Consider the following 20,081-nt stretch of genomic DNA (forward strand, 5'->3'; position numbering starts at 1 on the left):
CCACAAAAGAGCTAACAGGGTCTCCCGAGTTGCCGCACAATCTACTGTTAACATGCCTGGCTCACTGACCCCGGGGAAGTTCCACCTAGCTCGCCATTTTCACGCTACATGGAATGTTGTTTTCCAGTTTCCGCACACCGTCAACCTTCCCGATGTATCCCATTTCGAGGCTCTATCACTTTCAGGCCTATTAACCTCCCTGTCTACGCTTAGCACCATGCATCTCTGCAGGTAGCCCAAGACTCGGTATTGACGACTTGGCTGAAGTCTTACCAAGCAGGAGTATCACCTGCCAAATTGTACGCCCTTGCTCGGACGCTCACGGAACGAGGATCCGCTTCACCCCTTTTTAAGCCACTTTTCTTCCATTTAGCGGAACGAGGATTCATGTCGATGGAGCTCCATCACTTCACGTATACTTTCTCAAAGTCTCTGTGTACATTTTAACACAAAATATTCAGAATTCCCCCATTCAATATTAAAAGTTGTTCATTATCCAACTTCTACTAAAAAATGACTACCAATACTAATTTGATAGTCATTTACATATACTTTTGGGTTTTTTTCTGAACTTTACGATTTCCTGAAGTTTCCTAACACTTCAGCAGTTTCACTGATACTAACAAACGCTTTTGGGTCAACTTTTTTAATTAGTGACTTTACTAATGCCAGTTCATAACGGGTAATAACTGTATAGAGTACTTTATTTTCATTATTAGAATAGGCACCATACCCGTTCATAATGGTAATACCCCGGATCAAATTTGCGATAAGCTCATTCTTAAGCGCATCTCCCTGATTGGTTACTACCATCAGATTTAACTTTATATGGCGAGTGTGAATGCGGTCGATAACGATTCCGGTAATATATATGGACGCCATTGTATATAATGCCAGATCCCAGGAAAAGAAAAACCCGGAGATAAACACAACAATACTATTTAAACCGAAAATTAACCCGCCCAAAGGAATATCGTGTTTTTGGGTGACAACTAGTCCAATGATATCAGCTCCTCCAGTTGATCCATAAAATCTTACAATGAAGCCAATACCTACACCTACAATGACACCACCAAAGACTGCAGAGAGTAATGCATCATCCGTTACCTTTACGACAGGGATATACTGCATCGAAACTGAAGTGATAAAAACAGAAAATACACTGTTCAGAATAAATTGCTTCCCTAATCTCATCCAGCCGATAATGAATACCGGAATGTTCAAAATGACAAGCCAAATACCAGAATTTATCGGAGACAGCAGTCCAAAGATCATTGCAAGACCTGTAACGCCACCTGATAGTACTTCATGAGGAAGCAGAAACATATTAAATGAAAAACCTAATATAATGGAAAATACAAAAAGCACGGCAAATTTATATAGTTGATACATTAGCAAGACACTCCAATCAGTACGAAAAATAAACACTTAATGAAGTTTAGTGGCCAGGGAAATAAAAGTCAACATCGTTTTCAAAATACTTTTCCAAGCTGTTCTGTCTCCATATGATTGAAGTATTATGCAATTTAGTATAGTATAATTAAATTACATACTTTTCCAGAAAAGGTAGTGAATAATATATGAATTATAGTGCGTTAAAAGCTGAATACTATCCTCTTTTAGTAGAGGTTATATCAGCAATACTCAAGGAACACCACGATGAAATGAAATCTATTGATGAATTTAACTTGTTTTTTCATAACTCCCCAAACTACCTGAATGAATTAGCTGATACATTTACCAGACATTGTGAGGCATTCTTTTTACCAGAAGATGAATATCAAAGCTTCATAAAGACGTCTAATAAAGAAGCTTTCGACTTAGGAATAACATTTGCAGAAACCAATTATTTTACTGTCGAGCTAATTTTACAACTGACACATAGCACTCGTATGTGTTCTATTCGTAACATGCTCGATGCTCTAAGTAAATATAGGATACAGCCAAGTACATCTATAATTATTGAACGGTTCTTTGAATTAACAAACACCAGACAAAATTCCTTCTCTGAAGGCTATGTACATAAACAAAATGAAATGCTTAAAAAGCAAAGTATTACAGATCCGCTTACAGGACTTTACAACCGCAGATATTTTTACAACTATATCATAAAGGAAATGACAAAAGCCTACCGAACCTGCCACCCTATTACATTAATGCTGATTGACTTAAACAACCTTAAAAAAATAAATGATGATTATGGACATCAAGAAGGAGACAGATTGTTGGAACACTTTTCTCAAAGCGTTACGAAAGTCAGATCTAATTTTGATAGCGTATTTCGTTTCGGTGGGGATGAATTTGTTATCATCTTCCCTAATTGCAGTGAGGAAAATGCTGAGGAAATTGGAGCGAGATTAAATAATGAAATAAGTAATTTCAATTCCAATGTGTCACTTTCATATGGAACGATAAACTTACCCTTAGTTGAACAACCTGAAAAGCTGAACATAGATCATTACTTAAAAATTGCCGATGATAGAATGTACAAGTATAAATCACAACATAAAAATTCCATAGCAAATTAATAAGGCAGAGCTGCTGAAGCTCTGCTTTATAATTGCACAGGAAGTTATAAATTTTAAGTGCTGTGGGTAACTGGACTTCCGAATCAGCGACGTCCAGCTCCAGCGCCTAGCGCCTAGTGGACTTCCCTCCCTGTGTCTACGATAAGTCAACATCGAATCGCTTACGCTCTTCGTGTATCCTTTATCTCACACGGGTCAGTCCAGTCCATACGGCGCTGAACAGGCGCTTGGGCTTTTGTTCGTTAGAATCTGCTCAACATATACCTGTAACGGTCAAATGGAATGGAACTTTCATTGTGCTGCATAATAACAGATTGAGGTTTACGAACTGAGTGATATCGTGATTGTAGTGCATATTTTGCCAAATCTTTAAAAGAAGGCCTTATGATTAAATTTGTTAAATAGGCCGATTGTTTAGCCCTTGGTTTTCTTCGACTGTTCAATTTCCGAATCATTTTTCTTTCTGTCAGGATTCCTGGTCCATGTCCAAAATAAAGTCCATTCCCAAGAACAACAGCATTTTCTCCTCTTGAATAAGAGGCTCTTGGATCAAAATCGGGATTGATAAAATAAACTACATCTCCAGGTATGAATTTTTCGGAATAGTAGTTTGTTAACCCAAGATCTGTATCAGAATGCCAGCTGTATATATAGATGTCTGGGAATAATTTATTAAAAGATAATTCGCCGATAACATTTAAGACCGCATGATAATAAATGATGAGCATTGCCCCTGCACATTCAAACGCATATAGAGAACTATTTCTGTAAATATCTCTAATTGCTTCAGATGGTTCTACTCCTTGCCTAAGCTGAAATCCTCCTACTGGTGTTAAATGCCAGTATTGAGGGTTACAGCGTGAGTCTTCAAATACTGCGAATCGTGCCTTGCTTTGATTCATTGCCCTTGCACCCAGCATAATGTTCTTTCGCAATTTGAGTTCAAATGCCAGTTCATCTCGGGATTGATACGAATAAACAACCGAGGATTCATTCATCATATGAATAATCATTTTTTCATCATTACCAATATGCCACATATCGCTTTGCAAAAAAGGTTTCCCTGCTATTTGAATCATACAACACACCCCCAACATTTACTTATAGCCTATTCAAACGTATAGAAATATTGATAAAGAAATGTATGGGTTAATTTTTTGACCATTCATTTCAGGAAATCCGCTATAACCCTATCACTTTTTGCCAAAGACCTTTATAATGAATAATCGGAACTTATAGAAGGAAAAGGTGTTTTACATGAGCTTACTCACAGTTAAAGATTTGACTCACGGTTTCGGAGACCGAGCTATATTTGAAGATGTTTCATTTCGTTTGTTAAAAGGAGAACATATCGGGCTCATTGGTGCCAATGGTGAAGGTAAGTCCTCCTTTATGAATATAATTACAGGTAAATTGGAGCCTGATGCGGGAACAATTACCTGGTCCAAGCACGCTCGAATTGGCTATTTAGACCAGAACGCAGATTTAAGTAAAGGAATGACAATGCGTGATGTGCTCAGGACAGCTTTTCAATATCTTTTTGATATGGAAGCAGAGATGAACGAACTTTTTGCCAAAATGGGCGAAGTTGGGCCTGATGAGCTAGAAGAGTTGCTTGAAGAAACAGGTCGACTTCAGGATTCTCTAACAAGCAACGATTTCTACATCATTGATGCCAAAGTTGAAGAGGTCGCGAATGGTCTTGGGTTAGACGAAATTGGTTTAGAACGCGATGTTGATGAATTGAGTGGCGGTCAGCGGACAAAGGTCTTGCTTGCCAAGCTGCTTTTAGAAAAACCAGATATATTATTGCTTGATGAGCCTACAAACTTTCTCGATGTTGAGCATATCGAATGGCTAAGGAAATATTTACTGGAATATGACCATGCTTTTATTCTGATTTCACATGACGTACCATTTTTAAATAGTGTCGTTAACTTGATCTATCACATGGAAAATCAGCAGCTAACGCGTTATCCGGGAGATTATAATGAATTTCTTCGTGTATATGAAATGAAAAAACAGCAGCTCGAATCTGCTTATAATAAGCAGCAAAAGGAAATTTCCAGTTTGAAAACTTTCGTAGCGAAAAACAAAGCAAATGCAGCAACAAGTAAACTGGCAACATCACGGCAAAAGAAACTCGATAAGATGGATGTTATTGAGTTGGATTCTGAAAAACCAAAACCTAAGTTCCATTTTAAAGAAGCACGGACAGCTGGAAGATACTTGTTCGAAACGAAGGATCTCGTTATAGGATATGATGAACCTCTTTCAAGACCTCTTGACTTAGTAATGGAACGTGGTCAGAAATTAGCATTGTCAGGAGCAAATGGAATCGGTAAAACAACCCTATTACGAAGTATTTTGGGTGAAATCACACCTGTTTCCGGCTCTGTCCAATTAGGAGACCATCTTCATATCGGCTATTTCGAACAGGAATTAAAAGAGACCACCGATAAAACGTGTATCGATGAAATATGGGATGAATTCCCTCATTTCACACAGCATGAAGTGCGCAGTTCTCTAGCCAGATGCGGACTTACCAAAAAGCATATCGAAAGTAAAGTGCGTGTATTAAGCGGAGGCGAAAAGGCAAAAGTTCGTCTATGTAAGTTAATTAATAAAGAAACCAACCTGCTTATACTCGACGAGCCCACAAATCACTTGGACGTTGACGCAAAGGCAGAGCTAAAACGCGCATTGAAAGATTATAAAGGCAGTGTACTACTGATCTCACACGAACCGGAATTTTACCAAGACATCGTTACTGACGTTTGGAATTGTGAAGACTGGACAACTAAAGTGTTCTAGATTAGAGAGCTTGGGGTATCGCTATGCCATAGTTTGTATGAAAACTACCTCTCTAACTTAATTTTAGTGGACACAGGGGACGCTATTTCTATCTAAAAGTAATCTTCTCGAAGTTATCCGGACACAGAAGCGCTTATTTCAAATAAAAAATGGTTATTTGACTGTATTTATGTGAATTAAGGTCCCTGGTGTCCGCAAACACCACTATTTTCGTGGATTTCTGCCAAATAAGGTCCCTGGTGTCCGCACAACCTCAAGTTTTCTATATGAAAAATGATTTTCATGATAGATGGGGGGTGCGCACTCAGCAGCCATGGTGGTTTTTTAACTGCATAAAAGAGGGACTACCAGCAAATTAGGGGTAGTCCTTTTTCATTAATTGCAGTTCAATGCTTCTATTAAACGTAAAAATAGAAGTTCCATAAAATTGGATGTTCTCTAATTTTTAATAAACGCGCCCCGATAATTGAATAAAAGAAAATTAAGGAGGTTGCTTATGACTTCAATCGTGTTATATAGCTTATTGTGCCTGAAACAACCATCTGGAGGACTTTTTTGTCACGCAATATTTTAATTTTCATTTATCCCAAAGGAATCCCCTATCACGGCTTGTCTTGGCAGCAGTGTCGATCGGTGGCGGTGGAACTGGTCTTGAGGTCGTCGGAGTGTCCGGCCTCAAGCCGAGACCATTGTGCGGTCGGGCGGCCGTCCAGCTGAAACTGACCACCTTTAGAGCCCCAATGCTGAGGCCAACCCTCGGGCGAATCTTCCCAGAACTCTTGCCGGCCGTAGACAGTCAGATCCAACAATCCGTACGACGGTGCCATCAATTCGTTGCCGCGGCCGGTAGTCCAGTAGGTCTCGTAAACCTTATCACCGTCCCGAAGATAACTGACCAGGATGCCGAAGTGCCGGTCTGCGATTAATTGGTCCACGGCGTTCTGGGGCACCGAATACCAGGGAATCGTCCAGCCCATGAAGTCGCGATACCGCGAGCTCTCCTCGTACGGCCCCTGACAGAAAGTCGCGTAGCTCACGTCTCGTGAATTCAGATAGGACAGCTCATTGATGTGGGTCGTGGAGAAGGTGCAGCCCTCGCACTGCTCCGCAGCGGGTCTGCCGGTGTGCCACATGTGGTAGTACACAACCAGCTGGCTGCGGCCCTCGAACGTCTCCAACAGCGTGACCGGGCCATCCGGGCCGATCAGCGGGATGGTCGAGTCCACCTCGACCATCGGCAGCCGTCGTCGGGCCGCTGCAATTGCGTCACCTTCTCGGGTGTGTGCCTTCTCCCGGATTCGTAATTCATCCAGTTTAGCCTGCCAGGTGGCCCGGTCGACCACCGTTGGCAGTGCAGAGGTATTGTCATTATGATTCATGCAAATATCTCCTTTCGCTATTGTTTCCCAACACACTTGATAGTTTATCAAACATAAATAAAAAGGACTTCTTCCCGATTGCTAATTCAACATAATGATCCTATTGTTGAACATAAATTAAACTTTGATCTTGCACCTGCCATGCAGTTAGTTGATTTTTTTAACAATTGGAATATAAATATCAAAATGTGGATCATTCGGATCACGATCAACTGGATAATGTTCATGTTTAATTGGCATATAAGGATCATAGTAATCAACATCAGCTTCTCTATATGCTGTATAGTCACTATTAAATAACCATTTATGCAAATCTGTATAAGTCTTAGATATTTCTTCCCCTTTGTTATGCGTCGTCTTCACGTAGGTACATTCAGGAACCTTGATTTCAATCATTCCATCAGGTATTTCCTGCTCCTCACTCACTTCATATGCCGCGTAATGCCGAAAACCATTTTCAATCACATGATAAGACAGACCTAACTGGACATTTGGATTAACCTTACCATCCACCTCACCTGCCCGGTCTTCCATTTGTTGAATAACATTTTTTAAATTAGGTACAATTTCAGAGAATGTACCCTCCCATTTTAATCCTACTGCCCGATACGCCGGGATTTTTGCAATTTCATAATTCATCTTATCGCTCCGCTTCGAATCAAATTAAGTTATAAGATTATATATTAATTTTCACTGCCAACAACATATACCCACCTGGATCTTTATAAGTTCCTATGCCATTACAAAAATTCTATCTGCACCTTCCGTTTACCGCTGTTCTCATAAGGTACCTAATAAAAACTCTAGGTAAAGCCTGTTAACCAATAGGATCACATAGATCCACATTATCCTCATTTTCAGTCCATTTAGAATAAATTTCTAATGTCCACTTATCAGGCACTCTTTTATATCCATTCTCCTCAATCCATTGGTGCAAATGAGTATATACTTGGAAAATTTCTGAAGCATGACCTTTAAAATGCAGGACTGCATATTTCTGTTCAGGAACAACTAGACTAACCATCCCGTCAGGAATAGCCTCAAAGTCATGTACCTCATAACAAACCCAGTACCCGTCGTCCTCTTCTGAAGTTTCGGAAGCTTTAAATGCACCAATAAGTTTAACTGGGTCAACTAGTTGCTTTATCTCATCTTTACGTCGATCTAATGACATAGATGCTTTAGGAATCTCTTGACCATAACCTGTCATATCCTCACAAACCACACGAAAGCCGACTAATTTCTTTTCACTTATTTCTCTCTTGCCAGTAAATGTGATGGGGTTAACTTTTTCCATCGCTTTACTCTCCTTTCTTTTCATAAATTGTTGATTTTTATTATATTCTTTTAAATATCTATTCTATATAAGAATATTTTTCCCTGCTTTTTATAATAATCGGTTATGACAATATCCTTTCAACCCTCACCTATTGTGCTATTCTTTTTATCTATTAAAAAACTAAAACAGTAATAAGAACGGTGCAATTAAAAATATTGCTACCAAGATTATTTTACTTAAATTCGATTCTCTTCTGGTAACCCCTGCCTTATCTTCTAAAAACCTCAGATAGATTAATACGAAGATTAAGCCAAACAAAACCAGTCCTTGTCCTAATGAGTCATGAAATTCCGATAAATACCGCAGCATAGCCAGTCCTAAAAGGAGCATTCCCAAGTTACCTATAGCCATTTGAAAATAAAGTCGCTTTTTTTCCAGATTCATTGTATTTACCACCTTTAATTGCTTTTAATAACTGCAATTAGATTAGTTACTTTAATTTTCATTTTCCTTTATTGCCTTCGCAGGATTTCCACCAACCACAACATTATCTGGAACATCTTTTGTAACTACTGCTCCTGAAGCGACAACAACATTATCGCCTATTTTAACTCCAGGGTTTATAATAGCTCCTCCGCCAATCCAGACATTGTGACCGATTTTTACTGGTATGCCATATTCTACACCTGATATTCTTTCATTGGCATTTAACGGATGGGTTGCTGTATAAATATGTACACCTGGCGCAATAAAGCAGTTGTCACCTATTCGAATTTCGCAGACATCCAAAAATACACAGTCAAAGTTAGCATAAAAATTCTCGCCAACATGAATATTGTAACCATAATCACAACGAAACGTTGGCTCTATAAATAAGCTGTTTCCGGTTGAACCGAATAGTTCTTTTATTAATTCGGTCCGTTTGTTTTCCTCCGTTTCATTTGATTCATTATATAATCTTACTAACCTTCTGGCCTTCAATTTTTCTCTTACCAATTCAGAATCATCAGGTTTGTAAAGTCCGCCACCCAACATCTTCTCTTTTTCTGTTTTATTCATAAATATACTCCTTCTATAAATTACGTCGTCCTTTTCCAATAAGTCTTTGTTCCGTTATTTGTTAAAATTGTCCTTCCTGGTACTTGTGTAACTAAAAGAACGACATTAAGTAGATCCACTGAAGATGCCATAGCATTTAGCAATATGAGAACCTTCAATGTAGTTGTAAAGATTCCAATTAGACCTAAAACAATTGGCAATATAATTGAAATAATAACGAATGGGGCAATAGTGACTACTATATACCTTGACTTTGAGATTTTTTCTTCCGTTAGTACATAACCGCCAAATAGAGTAAGTCCAATAAACGTATTCTTGGATTTAATAAAGTTGGGTATGAACATCAAATGAAGCATTTCATGTAAGATGATAAGTGAAAATATCCAGATAATTACACCTAAATTTATTGTTACTGATATGGAATCCGATGATATTCCAAATTCGTTGAAGGAAATAGTTGAAAAAATATGTATTATACCAAGACTAATTATGGTATTAAAAAGCATGAATGGAATAGACAATACTATAGTAGTCCAAACACTCTCAGGTTCTTTCATTGGAATCCAGTTGTTATTGACTAGGTTTAGATGTAATTGCTTATCTGTCTTTGGTATTTTATTTCGTATTTTCATAAAGTCAACCCCTCTAACAGTGCTCAATTTCCATCAGCCAGCAATCCTGATATACTCCCTCATGAAGCTCACGTTTAGGGAGAACTTTAACCTTTTTAAAGCCACATTTTTCATAACATTTTATAGCTCTAGCATTTCTTGTTTGGGGGTCCATAACTACTCGGTCTGCCTTTTTATTCTGGATTAAATAGCTAATCATTGACGATACAAGTAACGTTCCAATTCCTTTATTCCAATACGCTGCTTCGCCTATAAATTGGTCTGTTCCGTAAATGTTTTCCTCTTCATTATGATAGCCGTAGACCTTTTTCGTTTCACCATCCAGTTGATAAAATTGAATATATCCTATTCCAGTTCCTTCAAACTCTACAATACATTTAGTTACATCATCTTCTGAGGTATAAAACTCTTTCATAACTTTGTCTAAATCAAAAGGGTTGTCCCGTCCCTCATAGAACTCAAGAACTTGTGGATCGGAAAGCCATTTTGCTAATATATGTTTATCCTTTTCTTCTATTTCACGAACTATTAAATTATTATTCTGAAATAACATGTAAACACCGCCCTTAAACCTTTAACTTTCTCTGGCAACTACTTGTTCATCAGATATAGCTTTAAATTCATATGGAACACCATCTGTTTCCTGTTTCCTGATGAAGAAAAAGCGTTCTCCCTTTGATTTTATAAGTGAAACATTTTCGGGCATGCCGTTATCAACGGATAAAGTAATCTTATCAATTTCCCTGTTCGATATCATTCCGTAATAATAACGTTGCAGTGCGCCACCACCTTTTGACACACCAGAGACTCCCCAAACAATACCAGTTCTATTTTCGAGGTTAGGATTAAAAGCTACATTACCGACTGCACCCTCATTTCCAAAGTTATCTTCTAGATTCCATTGACCAAGCCAGTTTTGCTTTAATAAACCAACATACATTTGTTCATCATCTCTGAAAAAAGTAACCCATTCCCCGCCAATATTTTCTACAAACAGGACATCAATAGGCTTAGACCATTCATCCGTATTTTTCAACACATCTTGTGCTTCTGGGGATTGTTGAAAATTATAATAAATAATGGAAAATGCCACTACAATTAATGTTCCAAATAAAATCTTTTTGATAAAAAATCCCTCCCATTACCCATTAGTAACTATTTATTGGCAAACGCCTAATGGATTGCCATCTAAGTCATAAAAAGTAAAATATTTCGTGTTTCCTTCTCCGCCAATGGCATTAACGCTGACATTCTTTTCACACAACAATCGATAGGTTTCTTCAATATCTCCAGTAGAAATGAAATTATAATATTTACCTACACCAAACTTATTATCAGGAAAGTTCATTGGCTGATGATCTAATGTTCTTACAAGACATATTACTGTTTGAGACGCTTCCGCAAGCTTCATAACAGCTGCTTCTTCTTCAATGTAGTTAAGCGTAAGGCCTAGTTTTTCTTCATACCATTTAGCTGATAATTTCGGGTCTTTAACCGGAATGAATACTCCTTCCATGCCCCCCAATAGTGGTTTAGTCATACAATTAGCTCCTTTATATTCAAATTATTTTTAGCAAGTTTACTTTTCTTTTTCGGATAATAGCTTATCCAGTTTTTCTTCTACACTATCTAATCGCTTATTTCGTTTAAAAAACATAATAAATAATGAAACAATGCCTAGAACGATAGCAATAACAAACAATAGCAAAAGTAACTGAAAGATAATATCTCCTGTATTTAACCCGCCAATAATAAATCCCTCCTATATCCATATAAACGAACGTGTGGATCACGCTTGATAGTACTGATAAAACCATATCTGTATCTAACAGTAAAAATAATTTATGAACAAGAGTCATTCTTTCCTAATGAAAAGCCATCAAACAGACGTCCGCCATAAGGTAATAGCACAAAATCAGCCAACTGGATTATTTGCTTTTTATTACCATTCTTATAAAAATCATCAAATGCTCGAACAAAATGTTCTGCAAACTCCACATCATATTTTCTTAAGGAACGTACAATCCATTTGGACGCACCAACCCACCTGTGATTTGTCCTAAGCACAAATTCACTTAGCAATTCTGCAAGCGTATTGGCTATAAATATTCCTTCTGCTCTACTATCGCAACCGATGAAATCATCAAGTGCATCAGTTATAAAGTATCGTTTTGCCATTATTGTTTCTATTGACCATTGTTCGGGACCTTTAGCTAATAAATCTTCTGCCTCGTTTTTTATGACCTCGATTATACCATTATCTTTTAAAACGATACCTTCTGATACCATTCTGGGCATTGAAGGTCTTGCTCTTTCATAGTCACTTTTAAAAAACGCTTTATAAGAGATCAGGTTATGAGCAAATATTTCTATTTTCCAGCCTAGATCAATTAGCGATTCTCTATATGATGAACTGAAGTTCTTATCAAATATTACAATGTCAAGATCTGATGTTTCTGTTGCTTCACCACGAACCACACTGCCAGCCAATAAAGCGGCATCACAATGTGGGAATTGGCTATTTATAAACTTTTGTGCCGCTTTGATTGGAGGTAGTTTTTTATGTTCTTTCATTGTCCACACCTCTTACATATACTCTAATTCGAAAGTAACGATTTCCTAATTACGGCTAATTTAGTGAACGCCAATTGTAACGTCGTAATAGAATCCAAACCTATTTTTCTTCATACAAACACCAGGCACCGATTTTTCGGAACCGTTGCTCACTTCAGGATTATGGATAACGAAACAATCACCATATGTTTTATCTTGAGATTCAGGTTCATTTTGTATATCAGCAGTAATAGCACTAATTGGAAAACCATTAAAAAAGATAGTACGTCGAATGACTAACTGATTGGAAAAAGACATTGAATAATATAGAACAATAAATAAGATTATTAAGGAAAAAATGATGGTTAATTTTAACTTTTTGCCCAAGGGATAACCTTCCTTTACTGTTGCCTTGTGTTCAAGCTATTTTTCTTGCTGTTTAGCGTACTATAAAATATAAGTGCAGTGGATAACTGGACTCCCGCATCAGCCACGTCCAGCTCCAGCGCCTAGCGCCTAGTGGACTTCCCTCCCCGTGCCTACGATAAGTCAACATCGAATCGCTTACGCTCTTCGTGTATCCTTTATCTCCCACGGGTCAGTCCAGTCCATACGGCGCTGAACAGGCGCTTGCGCTTTTATTCCTTAAAAATATAGTAATTATCTCCTTCTGTTTCTGAGAGGATTTCATTTTTAAAATAAAGTCCTTCATCGTCATCAATACCATAACCAATCCGAACATTTACTTTTGCTAACGCCGCCTTTAGATTTTCTTCTTCTATCCATTTAGAGAAATGGACACTTATTACACAATCGCTTAAAAGTCCCAATCCGTTGAGGAAGAGATGCTCATTCTTGGAGTTATCAATAGGTGATATGACACAATTCGAAGGACTAATTAAAGCTCCTGCTGAGAACCCTGCAACAGGGGCCCCATTTTCATACAGTTCTTTAACGCACTTGCCTATTGGCGTATCAACTATATAGTTACGATAAAGCTCCGTTTCTCCACCAGAAATAATTACTCCTGCGCAAGAACTTAACTCCTGTAGAGCAGCATGATCGAGAGTTGGCGTGAGCGGTAAATAGAAGAATCTTTCTACATTATTTTCTTCCAGTTTACTAGTGTATAGTTTCATATACTCTTCCCAGCCATCCCTCTCAATGAATAGGATAGCAACCTTACCTTTACCTTTACTGTTAAGCGAGAGATCAGCAAACTTTTCACCAAACTTTTTACTGAACGGTGGACTCCCACCAAATAAAAACAGATGTCTATTCTTCAATATTTCACTCCTTAAAGCAGAATTAAAAGTCACCTAGATTTTCCAGTATTAGCAAGTACAAGCCATCAGTACATTACCGTCAGGATCTGCAAAGTTAAACCAGGCAAAATCTTCTCCAATCCTTTCTATTTCCCTTACAATTTCCACATTATTATTTTTCATAAAATGGTATGCTTCATCAATGTTTTCAACAAGAAGGTTGCAAATTGGATTTGGGCTTGGTTTATGTGTGAAATTTTCATCAAATTTATGGTCATCCAATGTTAATCCAGTTGCACCATCGATCGGAATGTTATAAACGGGGGATTCTACACTATTCCGATCGTAATCAAATCCAATAATATTACTGTACCACTCTACTGATTTTTGTAGGTCTTCAACATGAACAAATACTGTTCCAATCTGATTCTTTATAGGTTTAGATAAGTTATCCATCAATATTCTCCTTAATAACCCCGGCTTCTATATAGCTTCTAACCAGCTTCCAATTATTGTCCTCATCTCTCTTGAATGTTTCAAAAAATAAATTTACAGTTTCCAGACTTTTTCCTTCAATTACTAATGTTGCCGACATTATCGCCATCGTTTCATCATCACGTAAAGGCAGAATTGAAATCTCGTTTAGTTCCCATTCGGCATCGTTTTCCTTTACGAAATTAAAGCCCTGTTTCCACCCGTTTATTGCTTCTTCATAACCGAAATCAACTACTTCACCGCCTGATATTTCTCTGGCTTTATAATCAGTTGAAATTATGTATGTAAGGTCTTCTAAAGATGACCTTTTCCAAATATCTAAAAAGGTATCAAAAAACTCGCGAAATTGATTATCCATTAAATAGCCTCCTAAAGCCTATAATTGAAACGCTTTTTTTATCATTTGAGCTACCTCTTCAGCACTCAAATTTGTGTTATTAATTCTTATATAATTCTCCTTCTCGACTTCCCCTTCGTATGAATTTAATCGAAGCGTGTCCAAAGTGCTTAGTAAATTTTGTTCCGATTGTTCGACGTTTCTTTTCGTTGGTTTTTGTTCCAGCCTATTGGGTGTTTTATTTCGCTTAAGTCTTTCTTCTACATCGGCTTCTAATTCAACAAAATAATTTTCGCCACCTTCAGAACTAAAGATATTAGCCATCTTATCGACAGCATCCCAATCTTCCTTTTCATTAAAAGCCCATACAAAAGTAAATATCATGCCGTACTTATCACTTTTTGAAAATGACTTGAATATTTCTTCTCGGAATAAGTTTGATAGTCTCCACATTTCCGGTGTAAATCCATAAAATGGTTCAAGAAGATCAATCGTCATATGATTATGAAATAATTTTAACTCCGTTATTTTTGCCAGTTCTTGTCCAACAGTCATTTTACCAACTGCTTGCGCTCCAAAGATTAGAACAAATTTCATAAGGTACTCCCCCTCTTACTATTAGATTGACCAGTAAATTTCTTTATCTTCTGTTCTGATTTGTTCAAATCCTGTCTTTTCCAGAACGCGGATAGATGAAATGTTGCTTTCTGAGCAACTGGCTGTGATTTTGTTTACATTCTGTTGCTGCAATCCCCAGTTCACCATAGCTATTGTCATTTCTGTCGCATATCCTTTACCTTGATAACTGGGAACAATGCTATATCCTAAGTCCATCTCTCCTTCTTCATTTGGTCCACCTTTAAATCCCATGTCACCCATAATCGTATTGTCTTTCTTATGAATGATAATACCTTCCCATTTATTTTCTTCTGGGTGCTGTGTAAACCGATCTATTTTATAGGATAGCAATTGTTTATAATCCTCCATTGGATATTCATCAGCCGCTTTATAGCCTGTTATTTCTTTCAATTGATGTTGACCATTTAAAGTAGCCTTCATCATTTCAACTGTAAATGTAATTAGGGTTAGTCTGTCAGTATTTACGTACGGCAATTATTCACATTCCTTTTCTATTTTTTTATAATTTCCCTCTTATTTTCAGGCTGCTTTAACCAGTAACGGACACCTTTTCCAGCATGTGGTTCATTATTATACCTTGGTATCACGTGAAAATGACTATGAAATATAAACTGACCTGATACTTCGCCGACATTCCATCCGAGGGTATATCCATCAGGAGAATATTCTGATTCAAGATATTTCGTTGCAGCTTGTAAGAGTTCATATGTATCGTTCCATTCTGCTCTTGTTAATTCTAACGCATTTGCATGGTGCTTTTTTGGGACAATAAGACCGCATCCTTCTAATACATTTTGTTCCTTATTGTGCTGTAAAAAATAGCAGGTCTCATTTTCAAATACTATATTCTGCTCTGCATCATCCATTGGATTGCAAAACGGACAATTTTCATCGTAAGCCATAGCTGCCTCCCTAATTATTAATATCTGAATAACTATCAGTCTTGAACAAAACCCAATTCGTTACCATATAAGTCAGTAATTGTGAATTTTCTGCTGCCATAAGGTGTTGAAAACAGTTCTTCAATGACATTCACGTTATCCTTTAGTTCTATCCATAATGCTTCAACATCGTCTGTATTAAAATTGAGCCTGCCAAGCGATGGGTAGTCTTCATGTTCCATTATAGCAAAGGTAGCTCCATTACCCGCTTCAAAATGCGCGTAATTAGGTTTTTCAGGTGGCCAGGTTGCAGCTATTTTAAACCCAAGTGTAGACTCATACCAATCAATTGCTTCGTCTAAATTTTTAACATTGACTCTGACATGTGCCAGTTTTGTTTTCATTAATTTCCCTCCCCTATTCGTACCATGCTTTCTTTGGTCTATCTTCTGGATATCCAAGCTTTTCACGGTAATCTTTTCTATCATTTGTAAAATTAAACCATTTTTTACTACTTCTTGGATCATTCGCAAAGTTTACAACACAGCGAATTTGATCTTCGACACAAGGGTCCGTCCATACACCTAATCGTTTTTCCAATTCATCAACTAGCTCAGCACCACTTTTATCTTTTAATTCGTTTAAGGAATAAATGTCTAAGCGGTGTACTAGTTTATCGGCTAATTCATAGCCAATAGAAGGCACTACTTGAAATTCAGCCAATGCTTTAACAATCCGTGCCCTCTTTTCTGAGACACCTAAAATCCGAGCTAATTCTTCTACACTATGCGTATGTACTTCACTAATTTTTATTTTTTCTTTTCTAAGTTGGTTTTTTTCAGTTTGCGAAAGTTCCAATTTTGGGTTAGAGCTCAATTAATTTTCCCCTTTCTAAAAGATTCATCAAAATTAGATTTCGACAAAACCATGTAATACCCTTCCTTACTGAATAAAATTTCTAGGAAATCATTAAATAAACTTGCCATTCATTGAGTTTTATGGCGGTAGAAAAGTATTTTGCTTCTTATCTGCTAAAATCGACCTCTGCCGATATCGGGTTCAGTAACAGGAGAGGAATCAATAAATAACACACTAAAAAGGAGTACAAATCGCATAGCGTTCTCCTTTTTAGTGATATGACAACGTTTATCTGTTCTTAGAGTAAGTTAATTTAAGAATGATAATTTGAAAGTGGGGATTCTATGTCTATACCAAAGCATTCGCTTTCGGCTGGTGCAGTAGTTTTAAATAATGAAGGGGAAATATTGCTTATTAAGGGTCCGCGTAGAGGCTGGGAATTTCCAGGTGGGGTAATAAGTAAAAGTAGAGATGTTAGAGAATTTAGTATGCATAGCTTAAAGAGGTTATATAAGAGATTTAACATTTAGGATTTTAAAAATATAATAGGTGCTTTACTTCAAATAGCAATATCCCAATTTCTTAACAGACTTTAAGAAATTGGGATATTGCTTTAGTAATGATTTTTACCTATATATATTATGCGTTGGATAGAACAAATCTTCTTCTGCATTTCTTACAATTGAAAAGTTTTCGACATTGTCATGTCTATGAAGTGTTTCGTTATGATGCTTAATAATTTGTTCTGCACTTAATACAGCGCTGCCTATTGTTGAATGTCCATTTTCGACTAATGTGACATCCAATCCATTAATAGTGGCTGTTCTAACTGCACTATCTATACAATATTGAGTTGCGCAACCCATTACAATAATATGTTCAATCGCTTGAGATTTTAAGTAATTTAGAAGTCCTGTTCCATGAAACGAATTCATTGCAGTTTTATCAAAGAACGTTGTATCCTTAGGGACCGCAATTTTTTCATGAACTTGAAACCCTTTACCTTTGCCTTCTGCGACCGACAAGTCCCTTACAAAGACAATAGGAACATTAAATTCACTTGCTTTTTCTATCACTAAATTGATGTTTGTGATAAGTTGTTCTTTTTTAAAAACAGCAACTTGTTCTTGATTTCCTTCAATTAATTCTTGTTGGGCATCAATGATTAACAAAATTTGTTTCAAATTATTTTCCCCTCTCGTTTTTGGGGAAGTAATTTATTTAATTAGACGAATTCCCCATATTGTATTTAACGTCGATATCACTATCAAACTATAATATTAACGTAATGAACGAACTACCTATATTAGAGTATTGTCATTTTGGCACTCGATAGCAATAAATTAAGACTGAAAGTTCCGCTTTTATTTATGCAACGCTAGTCACTTAGAATCTACTCCCAGAAACTATCCCTTTCGGTGATATACGTTCAATTTCTGTCAGGTCTTCATTTGAAAGGGTAACTTGCAGGGCACCCGATTTGGTCTCCTTGTGCTAACACCCATGCCAGTGCGAGTTGGGCAGTAGTACAGCCTTTTTGCATAGCCATTTTTTCAATGAGTGAGACGATTTCCAGATTGTTAGTGAAATTTTCACCTTGGAATCGAGAATATTGACGACGATAGTCATCCTTTGGTAGATCTTCAAATTTTTTTATTTGACCAGTCAGAAAACCTCTTCCCAAGGGACTGTATGGCACCAAGCCAATCCCCAGTTCTTGAAGAAGTGGCAAGACTTCATCTTCCACTTCCCTACTCCACAAAGAAAATTCAGTTTCCACTGCGGTTATCGGATGTACTGCATGTGCACGACGAATAATTTCGGCTGGAGCTTCAGAGAGGCCGATATAACGAATTTTTCCTTGTTTCACTAGTTCAGCCAGCGTTCCGACGGTCTCCTCAATGGGAGTATTCGGATCGTAACGATGCTGATAGTATAGATCAATGTAGTCAATTCCGAGACTATACAAGCTGGCATCGACGGACTTTTTAATATAAGCAGAATCTCCTTTATAACCTTGGGTATGTGTCACCCCAAATTTGGTTGAAATTATAGCTTCGTCCCGTCTGCCTTTTAATGCCTTGCCTAAGAGTTTTTCATTATCTCCAAACCTTTTTTGAGAATATGCCTCTGTTCCAGACCCTGTCCCGTAAAGGTCCGCAGTGTCAAACAGGGTGACACCATAATCCAAAGCTCCTCGAATAGTATCGATAGAGGCTTTAGTATCCGGCATTGTCATCGTACCAAGGCCGATAGCAGAAACTTTTAACCCGTCATTACCTAGACTTCGTTTTGAAATTTGATTGCTACTCATTAGAATAACCTCCTTTGATTTATGAGTATGTTCATATTAACAGGCAGACACGGCTGTATCCATTTCACGTCAATACTAGTAATGCTATTAACAGGGTTAAAATCAGTTGATCGAAAATGTTAGTGCCTCCCAATAAAATGAACGTTATACTAGTAATAAACAATAGTGAAAGGATAGATTCTTATGCAAACAAGTATAAATTCCAAGATGTTTGGCCAATTTTTAAAATCTAGGCGAGAACGCATTCAACCTGAAGCAGCAGGTATTCAAATGACTTCGGGAAGACGAAGAACGCCGGGTCTACGCCGAGAGGAAGTTGCCTTTCTCAGTCATGTTAGTGTGACGTATTATACATGGTTAGAACAGGGAAAAGACATTCATCCTTCACGAGAGGTTTTACAAAATATTAGCAGGGCGTTACAGCTAAGTCCGGACGAACAAGAGCATCTTTTCAACTTAGCGTACAATGAAACATCTTCTCTGCCAATCGAAAAACAATATGATGATTCATTGCAAGACACATTAGACAAGTTGCCATTTCCATCCTTCATTACAGATCAGCGGTCTAAGGTTATTTTTTGGAATCTAGAGACGGAAAGAATGATTTTCCCGTTTTCCTCCTGCGTCCCTGAAGAACGGTTTTTTCTACAACTTCTTTTCTTAGAACCAAGTTTTCGGGATCGTATTCAAAACTGGAGCGAATTTTCTACCTACTCGGTTGCGGTCTGGCGGGGTAATTATGAGCGCTACCCAGAGGATCCGATTCTTAATCAACTTCTTATAAATCTAAAACAGCAAAGCAAGCTGTTTCAAAACTTATGGGACCAGCACAACATTCATCAGAAGAGGGTTGGTTTCATTTCGATAAATGACGAACAAAGCCAAATCAATAAATTCTGCATTCATTCTGCTTCCCATGTAGATGGAAACAAAGATCTTCATTGGTGTATGTATGTTCCTGTCACTTAAATCATTGATCTCAGTAAATCTAAGCGTTGTCTCCTGTAACGGGCCATTATGGTGAATAAAATAAAGATTGTCACCTTTT

General features: G+C 37.5%; 26 protein-coding genes and 1 pseudogene. 3 read left to right on the forward strand and 24 right to left on the reverse strand.

What is annotated here, in order from left to right; genetic code table 11:
- Nucleotides 1-573 precede the first annotated feature (573 nt).
- Nucleotides 574-1,392: a YitT family protein gene (locus ACE1TG_RS15430; RefSeq protein WP_375053310.1), complete on the reverse strand. Its 819-nt coding sequence runs from the start codon at nt 1,390-1,392 to the stop codon at nt 574-576.
- A 188-nt stretch (nt 1,393-1,580) separates the two neighbouring features.
- On the opposite strand from ACE1TG_RS15430, the gene ACE1TG_RS15435 reads away from it, so the two are divergent.
- Nucleotides 1,581-2,528: a GGDEF domain-containing protein gene (locus tag ACE1TG_RS15435; protein ID WP_375053311.1), complete on the forward strand. Its 948-nt coding sequence runs from the start codon at nt 1,581-1,583 to the stop codon at nt 2,526-2,528.
- A 242-nt stretch (nt 2,529-2,770) separates the two neighbouring features.
- On the opposite strand, the gene ACE1TG_RS15440 is transcribed toward ACE1TG_RS15435, so the two are convergent.
- Entirely contained in the window at nt 2,771-3,607 is an 837-nt protein-coding gene (locus ACE1TG_RS15440) for a protein-glutamine gamma-glutamyltransferase (protein ID WP_375053312.1), read from the reverse strand.
- A 178-nt stretch (nt 3,608-3,785) separates the two neighbouring features.
- Between ACE1TG_RS15440 and ACE1TG_RS15445 the strand changes: the two genes are divergently transcribed.
- Nucleotides 3,786-5,342 (forward strand): ABC-F family ATP-binding cassette domain-containing protein, encoded by a 1,557-nt coding sequence (locus ACE1TG_RS15445; RefSeq protein ID WP_375053313.1) that lies wholly within the window; start codon nt 3,786-3,788, stop codon nt 5,340-5,342.
- A 602-nt stretch (nt 5,343-5,944) separates the two neighbouring features.
- On the opposite strand, the gene ACE1TG_RS15450 is transcribed toward ACE1TG_RS15445, so the two are convergent.
- From ACE1TG_RS15450 to ACE1TG_RS15560, 22 genes and pseudogenes are all read right to left on the reverse strand, one after another.
- A complete protein-coding gene (locus ACE1TG_RS15450; RefSeq protein WP_375053314.1) occupies nt 5,945-6,721 on the reverse strand; it encodes a DUF899 domain-containing protein in 777 nt (258 codons plus the stop codon).
- A 147-nt stretch (nt 6,722-6,868) separates the two neighbouring features.
- Nucleotides 6,869-7,360, reverse strand: a complete 492-nt coding sequence (locus tag ACE1TG_RS15455; protein WP_375053315.1) for a GyrI-like domain-containing protein — start codon at nt 7,358-7,360, stop codon at nt 6,869-6,871.
- Nucleotides 7,361-7,538: 178 nt separating this feature from the next.
- Entirely contained in the window at nt 7,539-8,018 is a 480-nt protein-coding gene (locus ACE1TG_RS15460; protein WP_375053316.1) for a GyrI-like domain-containing protein, read from the reverse strand.
- A gap of 162 nt (nt 8,019-8,180) precedes the next feature.
- The gene (locus tag ACE1TG_RS15465) at nt 8,181-8,444 is read right to left on the reverse strand and encodes a hypothetical protein (RefSeq protein ID WP_375053317.1); all 264 of its coding nucleotides are present in this window, start codon (nt 8,442-8,444) and stop codon (nt 8,181-8,183) included.
- Nucleotides 8,445-8,495: 51 nt separating this feature from the next.
- Entirely contained in the window at nt 8,496-9,059 is a 564-nt protein-coding gene (locus ACE1TG_RS15470) for a maltose acetyltransferase domain-containing protein (protein ID WP_375053318.1), read from the reverse strand.
- 20 nt (nt 9,060-9,079) lie between these two features.
- Nucleotides 9,080-9,691, reverse strand: coding sequence for a DUF3267 domain-containing protein (locus ACE1TG_RS15475; RefSeq protein ID WP_375053319.1), 612 nt, complete (start codon nt 9,689-9,691; stop codon nt 9,080-9,082).
- A 13-nt stretch (nt 9,692-9,704) separates the two neighbouring features.
- Nucleotides 9,705-10,244, reverse strand: coding sequence for a GNAT family N-acetyltransferase (locus ACE1TG_RS15480; RefSeq protein WP_375053320.1), 540 nt, complete (start codon nt 10,242-10,244; stop codon nt 9,705-9,707).
- A gap of 21 nt (nt 10,245-10,265) precedes the next feature.
- A complete protein-coding gene (locus tag ACE1TG_RS15485; RefSeq protein WP_375053321.1) occupies nt 10,266-10,784 on the reverse strand; it encodes a hypothetical protein in 519 nt (172 codons plus the stop codon).
- Between the two features lie 66 nt (nt 10,785-10,850).
- Nucleotides 10,851-11,231: a VOC family protein gene (locus ACE1TG_RS15490; RefSeq protein WP_375053322.1), complete on the reverse strand. Its 381-nt coding sequence runs from the start codon at nt 11,229-11,231 to the stop codon at nt 10,851-10,853.
- 39 nt (nt 11,232-11,270) lie between these two features.
- Nucleotides 11,271-11,393, reverse strand: coding sequence for a DUF3149 domain-containing protein (locus ACE1TG_RS15495; RefSeq protein ID WP_375053323.1), 123 nt, complete (start codon nt 11,391-11,393; stop codon nt 11,271-11,273).
- A gap of 140 nt (nt 11,394-11,533) precedes the next feature.
- Complete coding sequence (locus ACE1TG_RS15500; RefSeq protein ID WP_375053324.1) at nt 11,534-12,265, reverse strand: nucleotidyltransferase domain-containing protein; 732 nt, start codon at nt 12,263-12,265, stop codon at nt 11,534-11,536.
- A gap of 60 nt (nt 12,266-12,325) precedes the next feature.
- Nucleotides 12,326-12,631, reverse strand: a complete 306-nt coding sequence (locus ACE1TG_RS15505; RefSeq protein ID WP_375053325.1) for a hypothetical protein — start codon at nt 12,629-12,631, stop codon at nt 12,326-12,328.
- Nucleotides 12,632-12,882: 251 nt separating this feature from the next.
- Nucleotides 12,883-13,530: a Type 1 glutamine amidotransferase-like domain-containing protein gene (locus ACE1TG_RS15510; RefSeq protein WP_375053326.1), complete on the reverse strand. Its 648-nt coding sequence runs from the start codon at nt 13,528-13,530 to the stop codon at nt 12,883-12,885.
- A 48-nt stretch (nt 13,531-13,578) separates the two neighbouring features.
- Complete coding sequence (locus ACE1TG_RS15515) at nt 13,579-13,965, reverse strand: VOC family protein (protein WP_375053327.1); 387 nt, start codon at nt 13,963-13,965, stop codon at nt 13,579-13,581.
- Nucleotides 13,958-14,362 (reverse strand): flavoprotein, encoded by a 405-nt coding sequence (locus tag ACE1TG_RS15520; protein ID WP_375053328.1) that lies wholly within the window; start codon nt 14,360-14,362, stop codon nt 13,958-13,960. Before ACE1TG_RS15520 ends, ACE1TG_RS15515 begins: the two co-directional genes overlap by 8 nt.
- Nucleotides 14,363-14,380: 18 nt before the next feature.
- A complete protein-coding gene (locus ACE1TG_RS15525) occupies nt 14,381-14,938 on the reverse strand; it encodes an AAA family ATPase (protein ID WP_375053330.1) in 558 nt (185 codons plus the stop codon).
- 21 nt (nt 14,939-14,959) lie between these two features.
- Entirely contained in the window at nt 14,960-15,454 is a 495-nt protein-coding gene (locus tag ACE1TG_RS15530; RefSeq protein ID WP_375053332.1) for a GNAT family N-acetyltransferase, read from the reverse strand.
- Nucleotides 15,455-15,471: 17 nt separating this feature from the next.
- Entirely contained in the window at nt 15,472-15,882 is a 411-nt protein-coding gene (locus tag ACE1TG_RS15535) for an HIT family protein (protein ID WP_375053334.1), read from the reverse strand.
- Nucleotides 15,883-15,917: 35 nt separating this feature from the next.
- A complete protein-coding gene (locus tag ACE1TG_RS15540) occupies nt 15,918-16,265 on the reverse strand; it encodes a VOC family protein (RefSeq protein ID WP_375053335.1) in 348 nt (115 codons plus the stop codon).
- A gap of 13 nt (nt 16,266-16,278) precedes the next feature.
- The gene (locus tag ACE1TG_RS15545; RefSeq protein ID WP_375053336.1) at nt 16,279-16,737 is read right to left on the reverse strand and encodes a helix-hairpin-helix domain-containing protein; all 459 of its coding nucleotides are present in this window, start codon (nt 16,735-16,737) and stop codon (nt 16,279-16,281) included.
- Between the two features lie 608 nt (nt 16,738-17,345).
- Nucleotides 17,346-17,903 (reverse strand): isochorismatase family protein, encoded by a 558-nt coding sequence (locus tag ACE1TG_RS15555; RefSeq protein ID WP_375053339.1) that lies wholly within the window; start codon nt 17,901-17,903, stop codon nt 17,346-17,348.
- Nucleotides 17,904-18,105: 202 nt separating this feature from the next.
- Nucleotides 18,106-19,018: pseudogene (locus ACE1TG_RS15560) on the reverse strand (aldo/keto reductase).
- Nucleotides 19,019-19,216: 198 nt separating this feature from the next.
- Here ACE1TG_RS15560 and ACE1TG_RS15565 point away from each other — a divergent pair.
- Nucleotides 19,217-20,002 carry a helix-turn-helix transcriptional regulator gene (locus ACE1TG_RS15565; RefSeq protein ID WP_375053340.1) on the forward strand — a complete coding sequence of 262 codons (786 nt, stop codon included), beginning with the start codon at nt 19,217-19,219 and terminating at the stop codon, nt 20,000-20,002.
- Nucleotides 20,003-20,081 lie beyond the last annotated feature (79 nt).

Source organism: Virgibacillus sp. JSM 102003 (assembly GCF_041949995.1).
Lineage (GTDB): Bacteria > Bacillota > Bacilli > Bacillales > Amphibacillaceae > Lentibacillus.